The following is a 19,836-nucleotide window of genomic DNA, read 5'->3' on the forward strand; positions in this document are numbered from 1 at the left end:
ATCCTTATTTTTGCACTACGATATTTTCTTGTGATGGATCAACATGCTGCATTTGCAGCTTCTCCGTGGCGATCCGTTCCACCCGGCTATGGTCGCCGAGCGCATTCTCTTCAAGAATGAGGTTGCGCCATTCAATGTCTAAAGCGTCTCGCTCCAGCACCAGTTGTTCGCGCTGAGCGGTGAGCAAACGGGTATGGTGCGCCGTGGTCACCACAGTCACCGCCGTCAAAATAATGCAAATGAACAGGCAGAGCGGCAGCTTCCCAAACCGCAAAAGATCGTCACCGATAACGCCAGGCAAGGCATGGCGCTCGTGGCTTCCCATCGATCCTTTAACTTTGCTGAGGGCTTCTGTCACTCTGCTGATCATGCGTTCGTCCTCTCTGCAATACGCAGAACTGAACTACGGGCACGAGGGTTCTCAGCCACCTCTTCTTCGCCCGGCATCAACTTACCTAGTGCCCGCAACTGACGGCCACCCAGTTTTTTGAGCTGCTCTTCAGTCATCGGTAACCCTGCCGGAACTTGTGGACCGCGACTGTTTTCACGCATAAAGCGTTTCACAATACGATCTTCCAGCGAATGAAAACTGATGATCGAAAGCCGCCCGCCTGGGGCCAGCACGTTAAGCGAGCTTTTTAGCGCCTGCTCTATCTCCTCCAGTTCACTGTTCACCCAAATGCGCACCGCCTGGAAGGTACGGGTCGCGGGATGTTTGAATTTGTCTTTCACCGGCGTTGCGGCAGCAACGACTTCTGCCAGTTCTTTAGTGCGGGTCATCGGCTGTTCGCGGTTACGCTCGACAATGGCGCGTGCAATACGTTTAGCAAAACGCTCTTCGCCATAGGTTTTTAATACCCAGGCAATATCGGATTCTTCTGCGGTTTGTAGCCATTCGGCGGCAGACTGACCGCGTGTCGGGTCCATACGCATGTCCAACGGGCCATCGCGCATAAAGGAAAAACCGCGTTCAGCATCATCGAGTTGCGGTGAAGAGACGCCAAGATCGAGCAGAATGCCGTCGATCTTACCGATAAGATCGCGCTCGGCGACATATTCGCCCAGCGCAGAGAAAGGTCCATGAATGATGGAGAAGCGCGGATCATCAATAGTCTTCGCGACGGCAATAGCCTGCGGGTCGCGATCGATTGCCAACAAGCGTCCCGTTTCGCCAAGTTGCGAAAGAATCAGACGTGAGTGACCACCGCGACCAAAAGTTCCATCAATGTAGATACCGTCAGGACGGATATTGAGGCCATTTACGGCTTCGTCCAGCAGTACCGTGGTATGTTTATAGTTTTCCATCATTTTATAGAGACAAGTCCTGCAGTCGCTCCGACAAGTTTTCGGTAACAGACTGTTCAGCGTCGATATCTTCCCTGACCTGTTGATGCCAGGTCGTTTCATCCCACAGTTCGAACTTATTGAACTGCCCGACCAGCATCACTTCTTTCGTCAGCCCGGCATGCTGCCGCAACACAGGCGCGATTAATAATCGACCTGCGCTATCCAGCTGACACTCACTGGCATGCCCTAACAGAAGGCGTTGAACACGACGTTCAACAGGGTTCATGCTCGAAAGACGCGATAATTTGTGCTCGATAATTTCCCATTCAGGAAGGGGGTAAAGCAGCAGGCACGGGTGATGAATGTCAATGGTACACACCATTTGACCGGCAGCGCTCCCGAGCAGTTCTTCCCGATAACGGGTAGGCACCGATAAGCGCCCTTTACTGTCGAGATTGACTAACGTTGCTCCCCGGAACATGCCAGTCTCCCCCCGATTACCACTTTATCCCACAAATTCCCACTAAAAGGAGTTTACGGAGCGGAGGAAAAGCTTGTCAAGCCAGGAACATTCCTTACCGAAGCAAAAAACCCAATGTTTACGGCTAATATCTGCATTGTTTAAAAATCGCCCAACAAACGAAGCAAATTAACGTCATGAATAGTTGTAAGAAAAAATCCCATTCATCATTACCGTTTTAAAAACGACTCAATTTTCCTTAATGGAAATATAAAGTGTCAGTTTGCGACGCGAGCGGCATTTTAGGACATATCTCCCCCGGATAACAGTCCCTGTTGCACGTGCGCCATGCCTGATGCCAGCGACTTTGAACAAAAGTTTAGAAAAGTGTTTGTTTAATCGGCAATTGCCGATTTGCTTGTAACAAAATAATGCAATTGCAATCTACCGTTACGAGTTAATTATCATTCAACGCAGCGAATGGAGTTAATTGGCAGGATATTCAGGAGGGCTTATGGATAATTGTCCAGAATAGTCTTATTTACATTATGGATATCGATGTCCAATTACGTACTCAATGCGCCAGAGGTAAAATCCACTGGCGCATCTTTTCGTAATGTTTATCTACGGCTTAGTACACCACGACGATAGAGATTACGTTTAATGCGTGTTAAGCCTGGTTTTGGTTTGCGCGGTTCGTCCAGACTGGCGAGCACAATCTCCAGTACGCGTTCCGCAACATCGCGATGACGCTGGGCTACCGCCAGTACCGGACACTGTAAGAAGTCGAGCAATTCGTTGTCACCAAAGGTCGCAATTGCCAAATCAGAAGGCAGTTTGCCATCGCGGCGCAGCGTGACATCCATAACGCCTTGCAACAACGCAAATGAGGTGGTGAACAGCGCCTGCGGCATCGGATGCGTTTCCAGCCATTTTTCGAATAACTGGGCAGCGGTTTCCCGCTCATAACTGTTGGCATAAAGGAAATGCACTTCGCGTGGATCATCTTTCCAGGCGGTACGGAAACCCTGCTCGCGCAGGAAGCTGACAGAAAGCTCCGGCAACGCGCCAAGATAAAGCACCGTTTCAGCAGGAAACTTACGTAACTCTTCGGCCAGCATTTCTGCATCATCCTGGTCGGCACCCACAACGCTGGTGAAGTGTTCACGATCGAGGGCGCGGTCCAGCGCGACAATCGGGAACGGGTCGTTAGCCCAGCGTTGATAAAAAGGATGCTCCGGCGGCAGCGACGTCGAAACAATGATGGCATCGACCTGGCGCTGCAAAAGATGCTCAATACAGCGCATTTCGTTGTCTGGCTGATCTTCGGAACAAGCAATCAGTAGTTGATAACCCCGTTGCCGCGCCTGACGTTCAAGATAATTAGCGATACGGGTGTAACTTGTGTTCTCCAGATCGGGGATCACAAGACCAATCGAACGTGTGCGTCCAGCACGAAGCCCAGCAGCCACGGCATTTGGGTGGTAATTGTGCTCACGCACCACTGCCATGACTTTTTCAACGGTTTTGTCGCTCACACGGTATTGCTTCGCTTTGCCGTTAATAACATAGCTTGCAGTGGTCCGCGACACTCCCGCCAGCCGAGCGATTTCATCCAGTTTCACAATTGCCCCTTGAGTAAAATGTAAAAACCATACCCATTGTACTGGCATGGGTTAAATTCATTAACATCTAAGCGCAGAAAATTAACTGCGGCAACTGCTTTTATTCCAGGTTCCCACTGAATTCGCAAAAAAAGCCCAACGTGACATGTTGGGCTGTAAATTGCGCATTGAGATCATTCTCAACGCATTATTTTATCGCCGCGCGAAAGTCCTACTACGCCGGAACGAGCGACCTCCACAATTTTCGCCACATCGCGAATCGATGCTAAAAATGCATCAAGCTTATCGCTGGTTCCCGCCAATTGAACGGTATAAAGCGATGGCGTGACATCAATGATTTGCCCACGGAATATTTCCGTATTTCGCTTCACTTCATCACGTCCGTAGCCACTGGCCTGAATTTTCACCAGCATGATTTCCCGCTCAACATGCGCCCCCTGCCCCAGTTCGCTAACACGCAGCACATCGACCAGCTTGTGTAATTGCTTTTCAATCTGCTCCAACACTTTTTCATCGCCCACGGTCTGGATAGTCATACGCGATAATGTCGGATCGTCGGTTGGCGCAACGGTCAGGCTTTCAATGTTATAGCCCCGTTGGGAAAAGAGGCCGATCACGCGGGATAACGCGCCTGATTCATTTTCGAGTAATACGGATAATATCCGGCGCATAATCAGGTTCTCTCCGTTTTGCTTAACCACATTTCATCCATTCCGCCGCCACGAATCTGCATCGGGTAGACGTGCTCGCTGCCATCAACAGTGACATCAACAAACACCAGGCGATTATTGCGGACTTGTTCCAGTGCCTCGCTAAGTTTGTTTTCCAGCTCTTGCGGATGAGAGATCTGGATCCCAACATGGCCATAGGCTTCCGCCAGACGAACGAAATCCGGTAGCGACTGCATATAAGATTGTGAATGGCGGCCAGAATAGATCATGTCCTGCCACTGCTTCACCATCCCCAGATAGCGGTTATTGAGATTCACCACCAGCACCGGCAGTTCATATTGCAAAGCGGTAGACAGTTCCTGAATGTTCATCTGAATGCTGCCGTCGCCAGTGACACAGACCACGGTTTCTTCTGGCAATGCCATTTTGACACCCAGCGCCGCAGGCAAACCAAAGCCCATAGTGCCAAGGCCACCGGAGTTGATCCAGCGGCGCGGTTTGTCGAAAGGATAATAAAGCGCGGCGAACATCTGGTGCTGCCCGACGTCGGACGTGACATATGCATCGCCTTTCGTCAGCCGCCAGAGTGTCTCAATCACCGCTTGCGGTTTAATCTTTTCGCTCTGAGTATCGTATTTAAGGCACTGGCGAGCGCGCCACTGTTCAATCTGTTGCCACCAGTCACGAATTTCATCCAACGGTTGGTGAGCCGTTTCTTGTGCCAGCAACTCCAGCATTTGATCCAGCACCAACCGCGCGTCACCAACGATCGGAATGTCGGCGGTAACGGTTTTTGAGATCGACGTAGGATCGATATCAATATGTAAAACCGTTGCATTCGGGCAGTACTTGGCCAGATTGTTAGTGGTGCGATCGTCAAAGCGCACGCCGACCGCAAAAATAACATCGGCATTATGCATGGTCATATTGGCTTCGTAGGTGCCGTGCATTCCCAGCATCCCCAGCGCCTGACGATGCGTTGCCGGAAACGCCCCCAGTCCCATTAATGAAGAGACGACGGGAAGATTAAGCTGCTCAATAATCTGTTTGAGTTGTTGATGGCAACTCGCAGTCACGGCGCCGCCGCCAACGTAAACTACCGGTTTTTTCGCTGCCGCCAGTGTCTGCAATGCGCGTTTAATCTGCCCCTTATGACCCAGTGTGGTCGGGTTATAAGAGCGCATACTGACCGACTCCGGCCAGACGTAGGGTAATTTGTTCGCCGGATTAAGAATATCTTTCGGTAAATCAACCACCACTGGCCCAGGACGACCACTTGCCGCCAGCCAGAATGCTTTTTTCAGCACCTGAGGAATATCTTCCATTTGCTTAACCAGGAAACTGTGTTTTACCACCGGGCGGGAAATTCCCACCATGTCGCACTCCTGAAAGGCATCGTAGCCTATCAGCGAGGTCGCTACCTGACCAGAAAGGACAACCAAGGGAATGGAGTCCATATAAGCAGTAGCGATACCGGTAATCGCGTTAGTCGCCCCAGGACCCGACGTCACCAGCACGACCCCCACTTCCCCGGTTGCACGTGCCAGGCCATCGGCCATATGCACAGCCGCTTGCTCATGACGAACTAATACGTGATCGATACCCCCCACGGTATGCAATGCATCGTAAATATCAAGGACCGCGCCTCCGGGATAACCGAATACTTGTTTAACGCCCTGATCGATAAGCGATCGGACGACCATCTCGGCTCCAGACAACATCTCCATGGCCTGCCTCACTGTTTGGCGGAAAAAATGTGTAAAACACATTAACCGTCCGATCTTGCTTAAGCAATTGGCAGACAGAGTCACAAACGTGAAGAAATAAGAATAAACAGGAGGAAAGGAGAAAAGAAACGATAAAATACTCCAGAATGAAGGCGTAAATTGATAATAAATTGGCTAGATTCGGCTACTTACAGCAATTTCTCTATTTTTTTAATTTTTCATGAAATCTGGCGCACATGCATTTAGAACAAAATTCTACATTTAATAAAAAAAGCAGAATAAACCAGAAAGGAATGCCTGATTTATTCTGCTTTTGTTTAGCGTTTACATATAGAGACTAATTGCTCTTCCATCCACTGATGGCCTTTATCGCGCCCGGCAGCCTCATGCCAGGAGAGATAACAGGTTCTGCTATTCTGTTTTAACGGCAGCGGTAATATCTGTAATTCTAAAGATTCGGCGAACTCTTCAGCCAGCCAACGAGGCGCAATAGCGACCAGGTGAGTTTGCGACACCACGCTAAGGACGCTCATCATTGCCATGCCCTGATAAGCAATACTGGCTTGCTTATCTACTGTGTCGTACCACGGTTGACTAAATGAGGCGAAACGATCGAGCGAAACCGCCGCATGTTGTTCGTTATAAACATCATGTTTCAGTAATGGACCTTTAATATGCGGATGGTTCTTACTGGCTACCAGCACCATTTCATCTTTAAATAACGGCACACTAGTAAATTCAGGGCGGTGGAAATCTTCATAACTTATAACGAACTCCGTTTCCTGATAGCGCAACTGATGTTCAGTGTTCTGATTTAATGAAGACTTGAACATAACATGTATATTTGGCGCAATCTGCTCAATGTGATTATAAATCTGCGAGGTCAGAATGCTGTCTAACGGGCTGCAAACACAGAGATGGAATACCCGCTCGCTACTGGCAGGCTCAAAACCTGAACCCGGTAATTCGTTTTGCACTAATTGCAGCGCCTGGCGCACAGAGCCAAAAAGCTGAAATGCGCGGGCAGTCGGTTGGATACCACGACCATAACGAACAAACAACTCGTCATTAAACATCACTTTCAGGCGTGCAACAGCGTTACTGACCGCAGGTTGCGACATTCCCAGAACATGAGCGGCACGAGTAATATTCTGCTCCTGCATCACGGCATCGAAAACAGTTAATAAGTTTAGATCGACCATGCGCAGCTGTGGCTTACTAAAATCTGCTGGTTCTGGATGATCTGTTTTTACCTCTGGCATACTTAACTCCACTGTCACACTTAACTCCCTTTTCCTTACCGGAATGCAGAAAAAAAATAATCCTGAAAAATATGATTTACCATACATATAAAATAAGAAAAAGGAAAATGAGTAAAATTAGGAAAACATAAAGATAAGAGTTCTGTTTAAAACAAAACCCACCGCCGCGCAGAGAGTCATCCACCACAGCATGATTATCTATAATGTTTTTGTCACACAAACAATATAATCATAATCACCATGAATGCTCAATCATCCATGATATGTATAAAATCGCCACTTTAATTAAAAATTTATATATTAATCACCCATATCTTCCTTATTAACTTATCAATAATATAAGCATCATCAATAATTAAACATTCATCAAATAAATAATTACAGAAAAATCATCAGGATGGGTTAGGTAATTGATACTATCTATATGCATATCACTTATTGATTAAATGCAATAAATTATGCTGAAGTATGTCAATTAATGAAAAGTGTGATCTGGCTGACAGAAATTAATATTGTTGGTTTATGTATACACAGCACAATTAGCTAATTTGATACATGCAAAATTACCGCTGAAAAGCCGCTTTTCTTACTACAGGGTTGACATCCGTTTTTGTATCCAGTAACTCTAAAAGCATATCGCATTCATCTGGAGCTGATTTAATGACTCACATCGTTCGCTTTATCGGTCTACTACTACTAAACGCATCTTCTTTGCGCGGTAGACGAGTGAGCGGCATCCAGCATTAAGCCAGCACGCAGTCAAAAACAACCCGCGCCATTGCGCGGGTTTTTTTATGCCCGAAGCGAGGCGCTCTAAAAGAGACAAGGACCTAAACCATGAGCCAGCAAGTTATTATTTTCGATACCACATTACGCGACGGTGAACAGGCGTTACAGGCAAGTCTGAGTGCGAAAGAAAAACTGCAAATTGCGCTGGCCCTTGAGCGTATGGGTGTTGACGTAATGGAAGTTGGTTTCCCCGTCTCTTCGCCGGGCGATTTTGAATCGGTGCAAACCATCGCTCGCCAGGTCAAAAATAGCCGCGTATGTGCGTTAGCTCGATGCGTGGAAAAAGATATCGATGTGGCGGCTGAATCTCTGAAAGTCGCCGAAGCCTTCCGTATTCATACCTTTATTGCTACCTCCCCAATGCACATCGCCACCAAGCTGCGCAGCACGCTGGATGAAGTGATCGAACGCGCTATCTATATGGTGAAGCGCGCCCGTAATTACACCGATGACGTTGAATTTTCTTGCGAAGATGCCGGGCGTACCCCGATTGCCGATCTGGCGCGAGTGGTCGAAGCGGCGATTAACGCCGGTGCCACCACCATCAACATTCCGGACACCGTGGGCTACACCATGCCGTTTGAGTTCGCCGGAATCATCAGCGGCCTGTATGAACGCGTGCCTAACATCGACAAAGCCATTATTTCCGTACACACCCACGACGATTTAGGCCTGGCAGTAGGTAACTCACTGGCGGCGGTACATGCCGGAGCGCGGCAGGTAGAAGGCGCAATGAACGGGATCGGCGAACGCGCCGGAAACTGTTCGCTGGAAGAAGTGATCATGGCGATCAAAGTTCGTAAGGATATCCTCAACGTCCACACCGCCATTAATCACCAGGAGATATGGCGCACCAGCCAGTTAGTTAGCCAGATTTGTAATATGCCGATCCCGGCAAACAAAGCCATTGTTGGTAGCGGCGCATTCGCACACTCCTCCGGTATCCACCAGGATGGCGTGCTGAAAAACCGCGAAAACTACGAAATCATGACACCAGAATCTATTGGTCTGAACCAAATCCAGCTGAATCTGACCTCTCGTTCAGGCCGTGCGGCAGTGAAACACCGTATGGATGAGATGGGATATAAAGAAAGTGAATATAATTTAGACAATCTGTACGACGCCTTCCTGAAGCTGGCAGATAAAAAAGGTCAGGTGTTTGATTATGACCTGGAAGCGCTGGCCTTTATCGGTAAGCAACAAGAAGAGCCGGAGCATTTCCGTCTGGATTACTTCAGCGTGCAGTCTGGTTCTAACGATATCGCCACTGCCGCCGTCAAACTGGTCTGTGGCGAAGAAGTCAAAGCGGAAGCCGCCAACGGTAACGGTCCGGTCGATGCCGTCTATCAGGCCATTAACCGTATCACTGACTATAACGTCGAACTGGTGAAATACAGCCTGACCGCCAAAGGTCACGGTAAAGATGCGCTGGGTCAGGTGGATATCGTCGCCAACTACAACGGTCGCCGCTTCCACGGCGTCGGCCTGGCCACCGATATTGTCGAGTCCTCCGCCAAAGCCATGGTGCACGTACTGAACAATATCTGGCGCGCCGCAGAAGTCGAAAAAGAGTTGCAACGCAAAGCTCAACACAACGAAAACAACAAGGAAACCGTGTGATGTCGAAGAATTACCATATTGCCGTTTTGCCCGGAGATGGGATCGGGCCGGAAGTGATGACCCAGGCGCTGAAAGTGCTGGATGCCGTGCGCAACCGCTTTGCGATGCGCATCACCACCAGCCATTACGATGTAGGCGGCGCAGCCATTGATAACCACGGACAGCCGCTACCGCCTGCGACGGTTGAAGGTTGCGAGCAAGCCGATGCCGTGCTGTTTGGCTCGGTAGGCGGCCCGAAGTGGGAACATTTACCACCAGACCAGCAACCAGAACGCGGCGCGCTGTTGCCTTTGCGTAAGCACTTCAAATTATTCAGCAATCTGCGTCCGGCAAAACTGTATCAGGGGCTGGAAGCATTCTGTCCACTGCGTGCTGACATTGCCGCTAACGGCTTCGACATCCTGTGCGTGCGCGAACTGACCGGCGGCATCTATTTTGGTCAGCCAAAAGGCCGCGAAGGTAGCGGACAATATGAAAAAGCGTTTGATACCGAGGTGTATCACCGTTTTGAGATCGAACGTATCGCCCGTATCGCGTTTGAATCTGCCCGCAAGCGTCGTCGCAAAGTCACCTCAATCGACAAAGCCAATGTGCTGCAATCCTCTATTTTATGGCGGGAAATTGTTAATGAGATCGCCATTGAATATCCGGATGTCGAACTGGCGCATATGTACATCGACAACGCCACCATGCAGCTGATTAAAGATCCATCACAGTTTGACGTTCTGCTGTGCTCCAACCTGTTTGGCGACATTCTGTCTGATGAGTGTGCGATGATCACTGGCTCGATGGGGATGTTGCCTTCCGCTAGCCTGAACGAGCAAGGTTTTGGTCTGTATGAACCGGCGGGCGGCTCGGCACCAGATATCGCAGGCAAAAACATCGCCAACCCGATTGCGCAAATTCTGTCGCTGGCGCTGCTGCTGCGCTACAGCCTGGATGCCGATGATGCGGCTTGCGCCATTGAACGCGCCATTAACCGCGCATTAGAAGAAGGCATTCGCACCGGGGATTTAGCCCGTGGCGCTGCCGCCGTTAGTACCGATGAAATGGGCGATATCATTGCCCGCTATGCGGCAGAAGGGGTGTAATCATGGCTAAGACGTTATACGAAAAATTGTTCGACGCTCACGTAGTGTACGAAGCCGAAAACGAAACCCCGCTGTTATATATCGACCGCCACCTGGTGCATGAAGTGACCTCACCGCAGGCGTTCGATGGCCTGCGCGCCCATGGTCGCCCGGTGCGTCAGCCGGGGAAAACCTTCGCCACCATGGATCACAACGTCTCCACCCAGACCAAAGACATTAATGCCTGCGGTGAAATGGCACGGATCCAGATGCAGGAGCTGATCAAAAACTGCAAAGAATTTGGCGTCGAGCTGTATGACCTGAATCACCCGTATCAGGGGATCGTCCACGTGATGGGGCCGGAACAGGGCGTCACCTTACCAGGGATGACCATTGTCTGCGGCGACTCGCATACCGCCACCCACGGCGCTTTTGGCGCACTGGCGTTTGGTATCGGTACTTCTGAAGTTGAACACGTGCTGGCAACGCAAACCCTGAAACAGGGCCGCGCGAAGACCATGAAAATTGAAGTCCAGGGCAAAGCCGCGCCGGGCATTACCGCGAAAGATATCGTGCTGGCAATTATCGGTAAAACCGGCAGCGCTGGCGGCACCGGGCATGTGGTGGAGTTTTGCGGCGAAGCAATCCGTGATTTAAGCATGGAAGGTCGTATGACCCTGTGCAATATGGCAATCGAAATGGGCGCGAAAGCCGGTCTGGTTGCACCTGACGAAACCACCTTTAACTATGTCAAAGGCCGCCTGCATGCGCCGAAAGGCAAAGATTTTGACGATGCCGTCGCCTACTGGAAAACCCTGCAAACCGACGAAGGTGCAACTTTCGATACTGTTGTGACTCTGCAAGCAGAAGAGATCGCCCCGCAGGTCACCTGGGGAACTAACCCCGGTCAGGTGATCTCCGTGAATGACAATATTCCCGATCCGGCTTCGTTTACCGATCCGGTTGAGCGCGCGTCGGCAGAAAAAGCGTTGGCCTATATGGGGCTGAAACCGGGTATTCCATTGACCGAAGTCGCTATCGATAAAGTGTTTATCGGTTCTTGTACCAACTCACGTATTGAAGATTTACGCGCGGCGGCGGAAATCGCCAAAGGGCGAAAAGTCGCGCCAGGTGTACAGGCACTGGTGGTTCCCGGCTCTGGCCCGGTAAAAGCTCAGGCGGAAGCGGAAGGTCTGGACAAAATCTTTATTGAAGCCGGTTTTGAATGGCGCTTGCCTGGTTGCTCAATGTGTCTGGCGATGAATAACGACCGTCTGAATCCGGGCGAACGTTGTGCCTCCACCAGCAACCGTAACTTTGAAGGCCGCCAGGGGCGCGGCGGGCGCACGCATCTGGTCAGCCCGGCAATGGCTGCCGCCGCTGCTGTGACCGGACATTTCGCCGACATTCGCAACATTAAATAAGGAGCAGACCATGGCAGAGAAATTTATCAAACATACAGGCCTGGTGGTTCCGCTGGATGCCGCCAATGTCGATACCGATGCGATTATCCCGAAACAGTTTTTGCAGAAAGTGACGCGTACAGGTTTTGGCGCGCATCTGTTTAACAACTGGCGTTTTCTGGATGAAAAAGGCCAACAGCCAAACCCGGACTTCGTGCTGAACTTCCCGCAGTATCAGGGCGCTTCCATTTTGCTGGCGCGGGAAAACTTCGGCTGCGGCTCCTCGCGTGAGCACGCGCCGTGGGCATTGACCGATTACGGTTTTAAAGTGGTGATTGCGCCGAGTTTCGCTGACATCTTCTACGGCAACAGCTTCAACAACCAGCTGCTGCCGGTGAAATTAAATGATGACGAAGTGGATGAGCTGTTTGCGCTGGTGAAAGCCAATCCGGGGATTCATTTCGACGTGGACCTGGAAGCGCAAGAGGTGAAAGCGGGTGAGAAAACCTATCGGTTTAGCATCGATGCCTTCCGCCGCCACTGCATGATGAATGGGCTGGACAGCATCGGTCTGACGCTGCAGCACGACGACGCTATTGCCACTTATGAAGAGAAGCAACCAGCATTTATGCGTTAGTTTGTACGCCGTCCGGCACTCAATCGCCAAAAAGAAAAAAGCCAGCAGATAATCACTGCTGGCGTGGCGATTAACACCAATACTCAGTCACACATGATGTCCGCAAATCAGTATTCAGAATCACTCCCCTCCCACTGCATCAGCTCTTCAAGCATGGTTAATCGTTGTGGAACGCTTAACCAACGCAGCCAGCACAACGTCGCTGTCGCGGTAAAGTAGTGCTGATAAAACTGACGCATGGGACACCTCCTTGCTTCATCGTTAAGAATTATTGACTTAATATAGGGAAAATAAAATTGCTGACTTTTGCGCAGGAGTTCCCCTTTTATGCCATCAGCTCGTCTGCAACAACAATTCATCCGCCTGTGGCAATGCTGCGAGGGTAAATCGCAGGACACGACGCTCAACGAACTGGCGGAGTTATTGAGCTGCTCCCGTCGTCATATGCGCACCCTGCTCAACACCATGCAGGATCGCGGCTGGTTAACATGGGAAGCTGAAGTTGGGCGCGGTAAACGTTCACGTTTGACCTTCCTGTATACCGGGCTGGCGCTTCAGCAACAGCGGGCAGAAGATTTGCTTGAACAGGATCGCATCGACCAGTTGGTGCAGTTAGTCGGTGATAAAACTGCCGTGCGGCAAATGCTGGTTTCTCATCTGGGCCGCAGCTTCCGCCAGGGGCGGCACATCCTGCGCGTGCTCTACTATCGCCCGTTGCGTAATCTGCTGCCTGGCAGCGCATTACGCCGTTCCGAAACGCATATCGCCCGGCAAATCTTCAGCGCGTTAACCCGCATAAATGAGGAAAATGGGGAACTGGAGGCGGACATCGCCCACCACTGGCAGCAAATTTCCCCACTCCACTGGCGCTTCTTTTTGCGCCCCGGGGTCCATTTTCATCATGGTCGTGAACTGGAAATAGACGATGTGATCGCCTCGTTGAAGCGGATCAATACGCTGCCGCTCTATTCCCACATCGCTGAAATTGTGTCGCCGACGCCCTGGACGCTGGATATTCATCTCACTCAGCCAGATCGCTGGTTGCCGTTACTGCTGGCGCAAGTTCCGGCGATGATCCTGCCGCGTGAATGGGAAACCCTCAGCAATTTTGCCAGCCACCCTATCGGTACCGGTCCGTATGCGGTAATGCGTAACAGCACTAACCAACTGAAAATTCAGGCATTCGATGATTTCTTCGGTTATCGGGCATTAATCGACGAAGTTAACGTCTGGGTCTTGCCGGAAATTGCCGATGACCCCGCAGGAGGCCTGATGCTGAAAGGGCCGCAGGACGAGGAAAAAGAGATTGAAAGTCGCCTTGAAGAAGGTTGCTACTATCTACTGTTCGACAGTCGCACCCATCGCGGAGCGAATCAGCAAGTCAGAGACTGGATAAGCTATGTGCTTTCGCCGACCAATCTGGTTTATTTCGCCGAGGAACAGTACCAGCAACTGTGGTTTCCGGCCTATGGGCTGCTCCCCCGCTGGCACCACGCCCGCCCAACACATTGCGAAAAACCTGCCGGACTGGAACATCTCACCCTGACCTTTTATCAGGATCACATTGAACATCGGGTGATTGCCAGGATCATGCAGCAGATTCTGGCAAGTCACCAGGTCACCCTGGAAATCAAAGAGATCAGCTACGATCAGTGGCACGAAGGTGAGATCGAAAGCGACATCTGGCTTAACAGCGCCAACTTTACGCTGCCGCTGGATTTTTCGCTGTTTGCGCATTTGTACGAAGTACCGCTGCTACAACACTGTATTCCTCTCGACTGGCAAGCCGACGCCACGCGCTGGCGCAACGGCGAGATGAACCTGGCGAACTGGTGCCAGCGGTTAGTAGCCAGCAAAGCGATGGTGCCGCTGATCCACCACTGGCTGATTATTCAGGGGCAACGCAGTATGCGCGGCCTGCGCATGAACACCCTCGGCTGGTTCGATTTTAAATCAGCGTGGTTTGCGCCACCGGATCCATGATTGCTGGTTGATAACAAAATCACTACACTAACGCCGTTCTCAACGGGGTGCCACGCAGACGCGTGCGCTGAGAAAATACCCGTCGAACCTGATCCGGATAACGCCGGCGAAGGGATTTGAGGCTCCTTCTCAAGTCCTTTGCCACTCTTTTTTGAGGTGCAAAGTGTTAAAAAAATGTCTTCCCCTGCTGTTGCTGTGCACAGCGCCTGTTTTCGCTAAACCCGTTCTGACTGTTTATACCTACGATTCCTTCGCCGCCGACTGGGGGCCTGGTCCGGTGGTCAAAAAAGCCTTTGAAGCCGACTGTAATTGCGAACTGAAACTGGTGGCGCTGGAAGATGGCGTTTCGCTTCTCAACCGTCTACGGATGGAAGGCAAAAACAGCAAAGCCGATGTGGTGCTGGGGCTGGATAACAATCTGTTAGACGCCGCCAGTAAAACCGGACTGTTTGCCAAAAGCGGTGTGGCAACGGATGCAGTAAACATTCCCGGCGGCTGGAATAATGACACTTTCGTACCGTTTGATTACGGCTACTTCGCCTTCGTCTATGACAAAAACAAACTGAAAAATCCGCCGCAAAGCCTGAAGGAGCTGGTTGAGAGCGATCAAAACTGGCGAGTGATTTATCAGGATCCGCGTACCAGTACGCCGGGGCTGGGTCTGCTGTTGTGGATGCAAAAAGTCTATGGCGATGACGCCCCACAAGCCTGGCAGAAGCTGGCGAAGAAAACTGTCACGGTCACCAAAGGCTGGAGCGAAGCCTACGGCCTGTTTTTAAAAGGCGAAAGCGATCTGGTACTGAGCTACACCACCTCTCCGGCTTATCACATTCTCGAAGAGAAGAAAGATAACTACGCCGCTGCGAACTTCAGCGAAGGTCACTATCTGCAGGTGGAAGTTGCCGCTCGCACCGCTGCCAGCAAGCAGCCGGAGCTGGCGCAAAAATTCCTCCAGTTTATGGTTTCTCCGGCTTTCCAGAATGCGATTCCAACTGGCAACTGGATGTATCCGGTAGCAAACGTCACGCTGCCTGCCGGGTTTGAACAATTGACCAAACCAGCAACCACGCTGGAGTTCACGCCAGCCGAAGTGGCGGCACAACGTCAGACCTGGATTAGCGAATGGCAACGCGCCGTCAGCCGTTAATTCCCGGCTGGTTAATTCCAGGTGTAAGCGCTGCTACGCTTGTGGTGGCGGTTGCACTGGCGGCGTTTCTCGCCCTGTGGTGGAACGCGCCGCAGGGTGACTGGGCAACAATCTGGCAGGACAGCTACCTGTGGCATGTGGTGCGTTTCTCCTTCTGGCAGGCGTTTCTTTCGGCGCTGCTCTCTGTCGTTCCTGCGATTTTCCTCGCCCGCGCCCTCTACCGCAGGCGCTTTCTGGGGCGGCAGGCGCTGTTGCGTCTGTGCGCAATGACCTTGATCCTCCCGGTGCTGGTCGCCGTTTTCGGCATTCTTAGCGTCTATGGTCGCCAGGGCTGGCTGGCATCGCTCTGGCAATCGCTTGGTCTGGAGTGGACCTTTTCGCCCTACGGCCTGCAAGGCATTTTGCTGGCGCACGTATTTTTTAATCTGCCGATGGCGAGCCGCTTATTACTCCAGGCGCTGGAAAACATTCCCGGCGAGCAGCGCCAGCTTGCTGCCCAGCTTGGGATGCGCGGCTGGCACTTCTTTCGTTTCGTCGAATGGCCGTGGTTACGGCGACAAATTCCGCCGGTTGCTGCACTTATCTTTATGCTCTGTTTCGCCAGCTTCGCCACCGTGCTATCGCTGGGGGGCGGTCCGCAGGCGACCACTATCGAGCTGGCAATCTATCAGGCACTGAGTTACGACTACGATCCCACCCGCGCGGCGATGCTGGCGCTGATCCAGATGGTGTGTTGTCTTGGGCTGGTGCTGTTGAGTCAGCGACTAAGTAAGGCCATTGCGCCCGGCACCACGCTGCTGCAAGGCTGGCGCGACCCGGACGATCGTCTGCATAGCCGCATTTGCGATACGGTATTGATCGTGCTGGCGCTGCTGCTGTTGCTGCCACCGTTACTGGCGGTGATTGTCGATGGGGTAAATCGCCAGTTGCCGGAAGTGCTGGCACAACCGGTGCTGTGGCAGGCGCTGTGGACCTCGTTGCGTATTGCGCTGGCGGCAGGTGTATTGTGCGTAGTGCTGACCATGATGCTGCTATGGAGCAGTCGCGAACTGCGGGCGCGGCAAAAAATGCTGGCGGGTCAGGCGCTGGAGATGAGCGGCATGTTGATCCTCGCCATGCCGGGGATTGTGCTGGCAACGGGCTTCTTTTTGCTGCTCAACAACACTATTGGCCTGCCACAATCTGCTGACGGCATTGTGATTTTCACCAATGCGTTAATGGCGATCCCTTACGCGCTGAAGGTGCTGGAAAACCCAATGCGCGATATCACCGCCCGCTACAGCATGTTGTGTCAGTCGCTGGGCATTGAAGGCTGGTCGCGCTTAAAAGTGGTGGAGCTGCGCGCTCTGAAACGTCCGCTGGCGCAGGCGCTGGCCTTTGCCTGCGTGTTGTCGATTGGTGATTTTGGCGTGGTGGCGTTGTTCGGTAACGATGATTTCCGTACCCTGCCGTTTTATCTCTACCAGCAAATTGGCTCTTATCGCAGCCAGGACGGCGCGGTTACCGCGTTACTTCTGCTGCTGCTCTGTTTTATGCTGTTTACCGTGATTGAAAAACTACCGGGGCGAAATGTTAAAACTGACTGATATCACCTGGCTTTATCACCATTTGCCAATGCGTTTTAGCTTAACGGTGGAGCACGGCGAGCAGGTGGCGATCCTCGGGCCAAGCGGCGCGGGTAAAAGTACCCTACTGAATTTGATCGCCGGTTTTCTGACGCCAGCCAGCGGTTCGCTGACTATCGACGGCGTTGATCACACCACGACGCCGCCGTCACGCCGTCCGGTATCGATGCTGTTTCAGGAGAACAACCTGTTCAGTCACCTGACGGTCGCGCAGAACATCGGGCTGGGGCTTAATCCAGGACTGAAGCTGAACGCGGCACAGCAGGAGAAAATGCATGCTATCGCACGCCAGATGGGGATTGATAATTTAATAACGCGGTTACCGGGCGAGCTTTCCGGCGGTCAGCGGCAGCGCGTGGCGTTAGCGCGTTGTCTGGTGCGCGAACAGCCGATTTTATTGCTCGATGAACCGTTCTCGGCGCTCGATCCGGCGTTACGTCAGGAGATGTTGACGCTGGTCAGTACAAGCTGCCAGCAGCAAAAAATGACGTTATTGATGGTGTCGCACAGTGTGGAAGATGCGGCGCGGATAGCCACGCGCTCGGTGGTGGTCGCCGACGGGCGCATCGCCTGGCAGGGTATGACCGATGAGTTGTTGAGTGGTAAGGCGAGTGCTTCGGCGCTGTTGGGAATTACAGGTTAATATGCACTGTCGGATGCGGCGTGAACGCCTTATCCGACGTTTTGTCCGCATCAGGCGCCCCGCACAAGACTATCCTCTAAACCCCAACCACTTTACGCAAAATCTCGATATACATCGGCATCAACGGATGGCGAATTAACACCACCAGCGCCACCACGCCAATGGCAGAAATCAACGGCGCCAGCCACAACAAATGACCACGCGACAAATAATGACTTAAACGATCGGTTACCTTGCCGCTGCGCCATAATCGCCAGCACAACCAACCGCCAACCCACAAAAACACCGCCGTCGCCAGCAGCAACCATTTAAACTCGCCACTCTGCATTCCGGCAGGAATATCGATCGCCGCGCCCGCCAGAATCCCCGGCAGGAAGTAAAACGGAGGCCATAACAGGCAGCCGATAATATTTGGCGTGATAAATTTCGCCACAGGCAGATCCAGCATCCCCGCCACCATTGGCACTAGCGGGCGCGTCGGCCCGACAAAACGTCCGACCAGAATGGTAAACATGCTGTGTTGATGCAGCGCATGCTCGGTTTTATCGAGTAACGCTTTGTTTTTCTTCAGAAATGACCAGCGATGCAGCGGCTTTTTAAACCGCCAGCCCAGCCAGAAGGAGATCCAGTCGCCCATCAGGCAGCCAACAATCCCCGCCAGCCAGGCGTGCCAGAAACTTAACTCGCCGCTACCTATCAGCGCCCCCAGCCCCGCCATCAGCACCGTACCGGGCAGAATCAAACCGACCAGCGCCAGTGACTCCAGAAAGGCCACCAACACCACCGCCATCAATGAATACACAGTGGATTGGGTAATAAAGTGTTCCAGCAATGCTTGCATAATGTGCCTGTCAAATGGACGAAGCAGGGATTCTGCAAACCCAATGCTACTCCGTCAAGCCGTCAATCGTCTGATTCGTTACCAATTATGACAACCTGAGAGCTACATCATTCACTTTTTCTTCACAACCGGCACGAAACTCGCTCGGGCTGGCGCCTGTACATTTTTTAAATACCCGCGAGAAATAGAGCTGATCGTCAAAGCCAACATTGCGTCCGACAGTGGCGATAGGCATACGAGTCGTGCTCAATAGCAGCTTCGCCTGACTGATGCGTTGATCTTCGCGCCAGCTTAAGACACTAATCCCTAATTGCTGGCGGAACAGATGCGACAGACGCGACGGAGACAAGCAGACATGCTGTGCGACACTGGCGATATCAAAATTGCTGTCCGCAAGGTGATCGCTGATGTACTGACAAGCCTCGCGTACCCGATTATCCATTGGCGGATGTAGCGACTCATTAATGACTTCCATGCGCCGCAGTAACAATTGCTCAAGAAGATTTATCGCCAGCAACTCCGAATAGCGCCCTTCCACTTGTCCGGCATTGATAATTTGCCCGAACAAATCGCTGAAATGCGGCTGATGCGCTTCGTTCGGGCGAAAGAAACCGGTATTGGCAAATATCGACGGCCAGTTAAGCCATTCGTGCCAGTAAGCGCGGGGGCGAAAGTAAACCCACTGGTGATACCATTCGCGGGCCTCCGGATGACGACCGTAGTGATGAATTTCTCCCGGCGGGAATAGCAAAATATCGCCTGGTCGGCAGACAAATTCTCGCCCCTGGTTTTTCACTATGCCCTGTCCGCGAATGGTGAGATTGAGAATATAGCCTTTCATTCCCAGCGGTCGGTCGATAAAAAAATCGAGATAACCGTTGGCCTCAATCGGCGTTAAACCCGCCACCAGATGGGCGTTGAACGAGTAACCCGGCAGCAAGGGATCATTTTGCGCTTCAGCCATACTTTTCATACTCCCGCCATTCAGAGAAGAAACCAATTGTCCATATTGCATCAGACATTGCCGTCACTGCGTCTTTTACTGG

General features: G+C 51.8%; 20 protein-coding genes and 1 riboswitch. Of the genes, 9 read left to right on the top strand and 11 right to left on the bottom strand.

Annotated elements, in window-relative coordinates; all coding sequences use genetic code 11:
• Positions 1-4: 4 nt before the first annotated feature.
• The 8 genes from ftsL to leuO form a co-directional block, all read right to left on the bottom strand.
• Positions 5-370, bottom strand: coding sequence for a cell division protein FtsL (ftsL, locus tag FEK46_RS11845; protein ID WP_000625658.1), 366 nt, complete (start codon positions 368-370; stop codon positions 5-7).
• On the bottom strand, positions 367-1,308 hold the full coding sequence (rsmH, locus tag FEK46_RS11850; RefSeq protein WP_064525204.1) for a 16S rRNA (cytosine(1402)-N(4))-methyltransferase RsmH: 942 nt from the start codon (positions 1,306-1,308) through the stop codon (positions 367-369). The genes ftsL and rsmH overlap by 4 nt, the downstream gene beginning before the upstream one ends.
• Before the next feature lies 1 nt (position 1,309).
• Positions 1,310-1,768, bottom strand: a complete 459-nt coding sequence (gene mraZ / locus FEK46_RS11855; protein ID WP_064525207.1) for a division/cell wall cluster transcriptional repressor MraZ — start codon at positions 1,766-1,768, stop codon at positions 1,310-1,312.
• A gap of 599 nt (positions 1,769-2,367) precedes the next feature.
• Positions 2,368-3,372: a catabolite repressor/activator gene (cra, locus tag FEK46_RS11860; RefSeq protein ID WP_064525210.1), complete on the bottom strand. Its 1,005-nt coding sequence runs from the start codon at positions 3,370-3,372 to the stop codon at positions 2,368-2,370.
• An 81-nt stretch (positions 3,373-3,453) separates the two neighbouring features.
• Positions 3,454-3,540, bottom strand: a complete 87-nt coding sequence (locus tag FEK46_RS11865) for a hypothetical protein (protein ID WP_032160836.1) — start codon at positions 3,538-3,540, stop codon at positions 3,454-3,456.
• Positions 3,541-3,551: 11 nt separating this feature from the next.
• Entirely contained in the window at positions 3,552-4,043 is a 492-nt protein-coding gene (gene ilvN, locus FEK46_RS11870; protein ID WP_001252744.1) for an acetolactate synthase small subunit, read from the bottom strand.
• Positions 4,044-4,045: 2 nt separating this feature from the next.
• A complete protein-coding gene (gene ilvI / locus FEK46_RS11875; protein WP_135560081.1) occupies positions 4,046-5,770 on the bottom strand; it encodes an acetolactate synthase 3 large subunit in 1,725 nt (574 codons plus the stop codon).
• Positions 5,771-6,087: 317 nt separating this feature from the next.
• Complete coding sequence (gene leuO, locus FEK46_RS11880) at positions 6,088-7,032, bottom strand: transcriptional regulator LeuO (protein ID WP_130204908.1); 945 nt, start codon at positions 7,030-7,032, stop codon at positions 6,088-6,090.
• Positions 7,033-7,692: 660 nt separating this feature from the next.
• Here leuO and leuL point away from each other — a divergent pair.
• The 5 genes from leuL (at position 7,693) to leuD (ending at position 12,551) form a co-directional block, all read left to right on the top strand.
• Positions 7,693-7,779: a leu operon leader peptide gene (gene leuL / locus FEK46_RS11885; protein ID WP_001300467.1), complete on the top strand. Its 87-nt coding sequence runs from the start codon at positions 7,693-7,695 to the stop codon at positions 7,777-7,779.
• 90 nt (positions 7,780-7,869) lie between these two features.
• The gene (leuA, locus tag FEK46_RS11890; protein ID WP_097291249.1) at positions 7,870-9,441 is read left to right on the top strand and encodes a 2-isopropylmalate synthase; all 1,572 of its coding nucleotides are present in this window, start codon (positions 7,870-7,872) and stop codon (positions 9,439-9,441) included.
• Positions 9,441-10,532 carry a 3-isopropylmalate dehydrogenase gene (leuB, locus tag FEK46_RS11895; RefSeq protein ID WP_135560082.1) on the top strand — a complete coding sequence of 364 codons (1,092 nt, stop codon included), beginning with the start codon at positions 9,441-9,443 and terminating at the stop codon, positions 10,530-10,532. The genes leuA and leuB overlap by 1 nt, the downstream gene beginning before the upstream one ends.
• A 2-nt stretch (positions 10,533-10,534) precedes the next feature.
• Positions 10,535-11,935, top strand: coding sequence for a 3-isopropylmalate dehydratase large subunit (gene leuC / locus FEK46_RS11900; RefSeq protein WP_131161252.1), 1,401 nt, complete (start codon positions 10,535-10,537; stop codon positions 11,933-11,935).
• 10 nt (positions 11,936-11,945) lie between these two features.
• Positions 11,946-12,551, top strand: coding sequence for a 3-isopropylmalate dehydratase small subunit (gene leuD / locus FEK46_RS11905; protein ID WP_135560083.1), 606 nt, complete (start codon positions 11,946-11,948; stop codon positions 12,549-12,551).
• Between the two features lie 107 nt (positions 12,552-12,658).
• Here leuD and sgrT read toward each other — a convergent pair whose 3' ends face one another.
• Positions 12,659-12,790, bottom strand: a complete 132-nt coding sequence (gene sgrT, locus FEK46_RS11910) for a glucose uptake inhibitor SgrT (protein WP_130204898.1) — start codon at positions 12,788-12,790, stop codon at positions 12,659-12,661.
• A gap of 88 nt (positions 12,791-12,878) precedes the next feature.
• On the opposite strand from sgrT, the gene sgrR reads away from it, so the two are divergent.
• The 4 genes from sgrR to thiQ all read left to right on the top strand — a co-directional run bounded on the left by sgrR (position 12,879) and on the right by thiQ (position 17,949).
• The gene (sgrR, locus tag FEK46_RS11915; RefSeq protein ID WP_135560084.1) at positions 12,879-14,534 is read left to right on the top strand and encodes a DNA-binding transcriptional regulator SgrR; all 1,656 of its coding nucleotides are present in this window, start codon (positions 12,879-12,881) and stop codon (positions 14,532-14,534) included.
• Between the two features lie 33 nt (positions 14,535-14,567).
• Positions 14,568-14,667: riboswitch (TPP riboswitch) on the top strand.
• Positions 14,668-14,697: 30 nt separating this feature from the next.
• A complete protein-coding gene (gene thiB / locus FEK46_RS11920) occupies positions 14,698-15,681 on the top strand; it encodes a thiamine ABC transporter substrate binding subunit (protein WP_135493453.1) in 984 nt (327 codons plus the stop codon).
• Positions 15,657-17,267 (top strand): thiamine/thiamine pyrophosphate ABC transporter permease ThiP, encoded by a 1,611-nt coding sequence (gene thiP / locus FEK46_RS11925; RefSeq protein ID WP_135560085.1) that lies wholly within the window; start codon positions 15,657-15,659, stop codon positions 17,265-17,267. The genes thiB and thiP overlap by 25 nt, the downstream gene beginning before the upstream one ends.
• Entirely contained in the window at positions 17,251-17,949 is a 699-nt protein-coding gene (gene thiQ, locus FEK46_RS11930; RefSeq protein ID WP_135560086.1) for a thiamine ABC transporter ATP-binding protein ThiQ, read from the top strand. Before thiP ends, thiQ begins: the two co-directional genes overlap by 17 nt.
• Before the next feature lie 76 nt (positions 17,950-18,025).
• On the opposite strand, the gene FEK46_RS11935 is transcribed toward thiQ, so the two are convergent.
• Both FEK46_RS11935 and araC read right to left on the bottom strand, forming a co-directional pair.
• A complete protein-coding gene (locus FEK46_RS11935) occupies positions 18,026-18,790 on the bottom strand; it encodes a DedA family protein (protein ID WP_135493451.1) in 765 nt (254 codons plus the stop codon).
• Between the two features lie 85 nt (positions 18,791-18,875).
• Positions 18,876-19,754: an arabinose operon transcriptional regulator AraC gene (gene araC / locus FEK46_RS11940; RefSeq protein ID WP_130205064.1), complete on the bottom strand. Its 879-nt coding sequence runs from the start codon at positions 19,752-19,754 to the stop codon at positions 18,876-18,878.
• Between the last annotated feature and the right edge of the window lie 82 nt (positions 19,755-19,836).

This window comes from Escherichia sp. E4736, assembly GCF_005781225.1.
Taxonomy (GTDB): domain Bacteria; phylum Pseudomonadota; class Gammaproteobacteria; order Enterobacterales; family Enterobacteriaceae; genus Escherichia.

What these genes read in the sequence shown, in the direction of transcription:
- ilvI (WP_135560081.1), bottom strand. Translation starts at nt 5,770, where the DNA reads ATGGAGATGTTGTCTGGAGCCGAGATGGTCGTCCGATCGCTTATCGAT.
- FEK46_RS11865 (WP_032160836.1), bottom strand. Translation starts at nt 3,540, where the DNA reads ATGCGCAATTTACAGCCCAACATGTCACGTTGGGCTTTTTTTGCGAAT.
- leuC (WP_131161252.1), top strand. Translation starts at nt 10,535, where the DNA reads ATGGCTAAGACGTTATACGAAAAATTGTTCGACGCTCACGTAGTGTAC.
- thiP (WP_135560085.1), top strand. Translation starts at nt 15,657, where the DNA reads ATGGCAACGCGCCGTCAGCCGTTAATTCCCGGCTGGTTAATTCCAGGT.
- thiQ (WP_135560086.1), top strand. Translation starts at nt 17,251, where the DNA reads ATGTTAAAACTGACTGATATCACCTGGCTTTATCACCATTTGCCAATG.
- rsmH (WP_064525204.1), bottom strand. Translation starts at nt 1,308, where the DNA reads ATGATGGAAAACTATAAACATACCACGGTACTGCTGGACGAAGCCGTA.
- ftsL (WP_000625658.1), bottom strand. Translation starts at nt 370, where the DNA reads ATGATCAGCAGAGTGACAGAAGCCCTCAGCAAAGTTAAAGGATCGATG.
- sgrT (WP_130204898.1), bottom strand. Translation starts at nt 12,790, where the DNA reads ATGCGTCAGTTTTATCAGCACTACTTTACCGCGACAGCGACGTTGTGC.
- leuD (WP_135560083.1), top strand. Translation starts at nt 11,946, where the DNA reads ATGGCAGAGAAATTTATCAAACATACAGGCCTGGTGGTTCCGCTGGAT.
- leuL (WP_001300467.1), top strand. Translation starts at nt 7,693, where the DNA reads ATGACTCACATCGTTCGCTTTATCGGTCTACTACTACTAAACGCATCT.
- ilvN (WP_001252744.1), bottom strand. Translation starts at nt 4,043, where the DNA reads ATGCGCCGGATATTATCCGTATTACTCGAAAATGAATCAGGCGCGTTA.
- leuB (WP_135560082.1), top strand. Translation starts at nt 9,441, where the DNA reads ATGTCGAAGAATTACCATATTGCCGTTTTGCCCGGAGATGGGATCGGG.
- araC (WP_130205064.1), bottom strand. Translation starts at nt 19,754, where the DNA reads ATGGCTGAAGCGCAAAATGATCCCTTGCTGCCGGGTTACTCGTTCAAC.
- FEK46_RS11935 (WP_135493451.1), bottom strand. Translation starts at nt 18,790, where the DNA reads ATGCAAGCATTGCTGGAACACTTTATTACCCAATCCACTGTGTATTCA.
- sgrR (WP_135560084.1), top strand. Translation starts at nt 12,879, where the DNA reads ATGCCATCAGCTCGTCTGCAACAACAATTCATCCGCCTGTGGCAATGC.
- leuO (WP_130204908.1), bottom strand. Translation starts at nt 7,032, where the DNA reads ATGCCAGAGGTAAAAACAGATCATCCAGAACCAGCAGATTTTAGTAAG.
- mraZ (WP_064525207.1), bottom strand. Translation starts at nt 1,768, where the DNA reads ATGTTCCGGGGAGCAACGTTAGTCAATCTCGACAGTAAAGGGCGCTTA.
- leuA (WP_097291249.1), top strand. Translation starts at nt 7,870, where the DNA reads ATGAGCCAGCAAGTTATTATTTTCGATACCACATTACGCGACGGTGAA.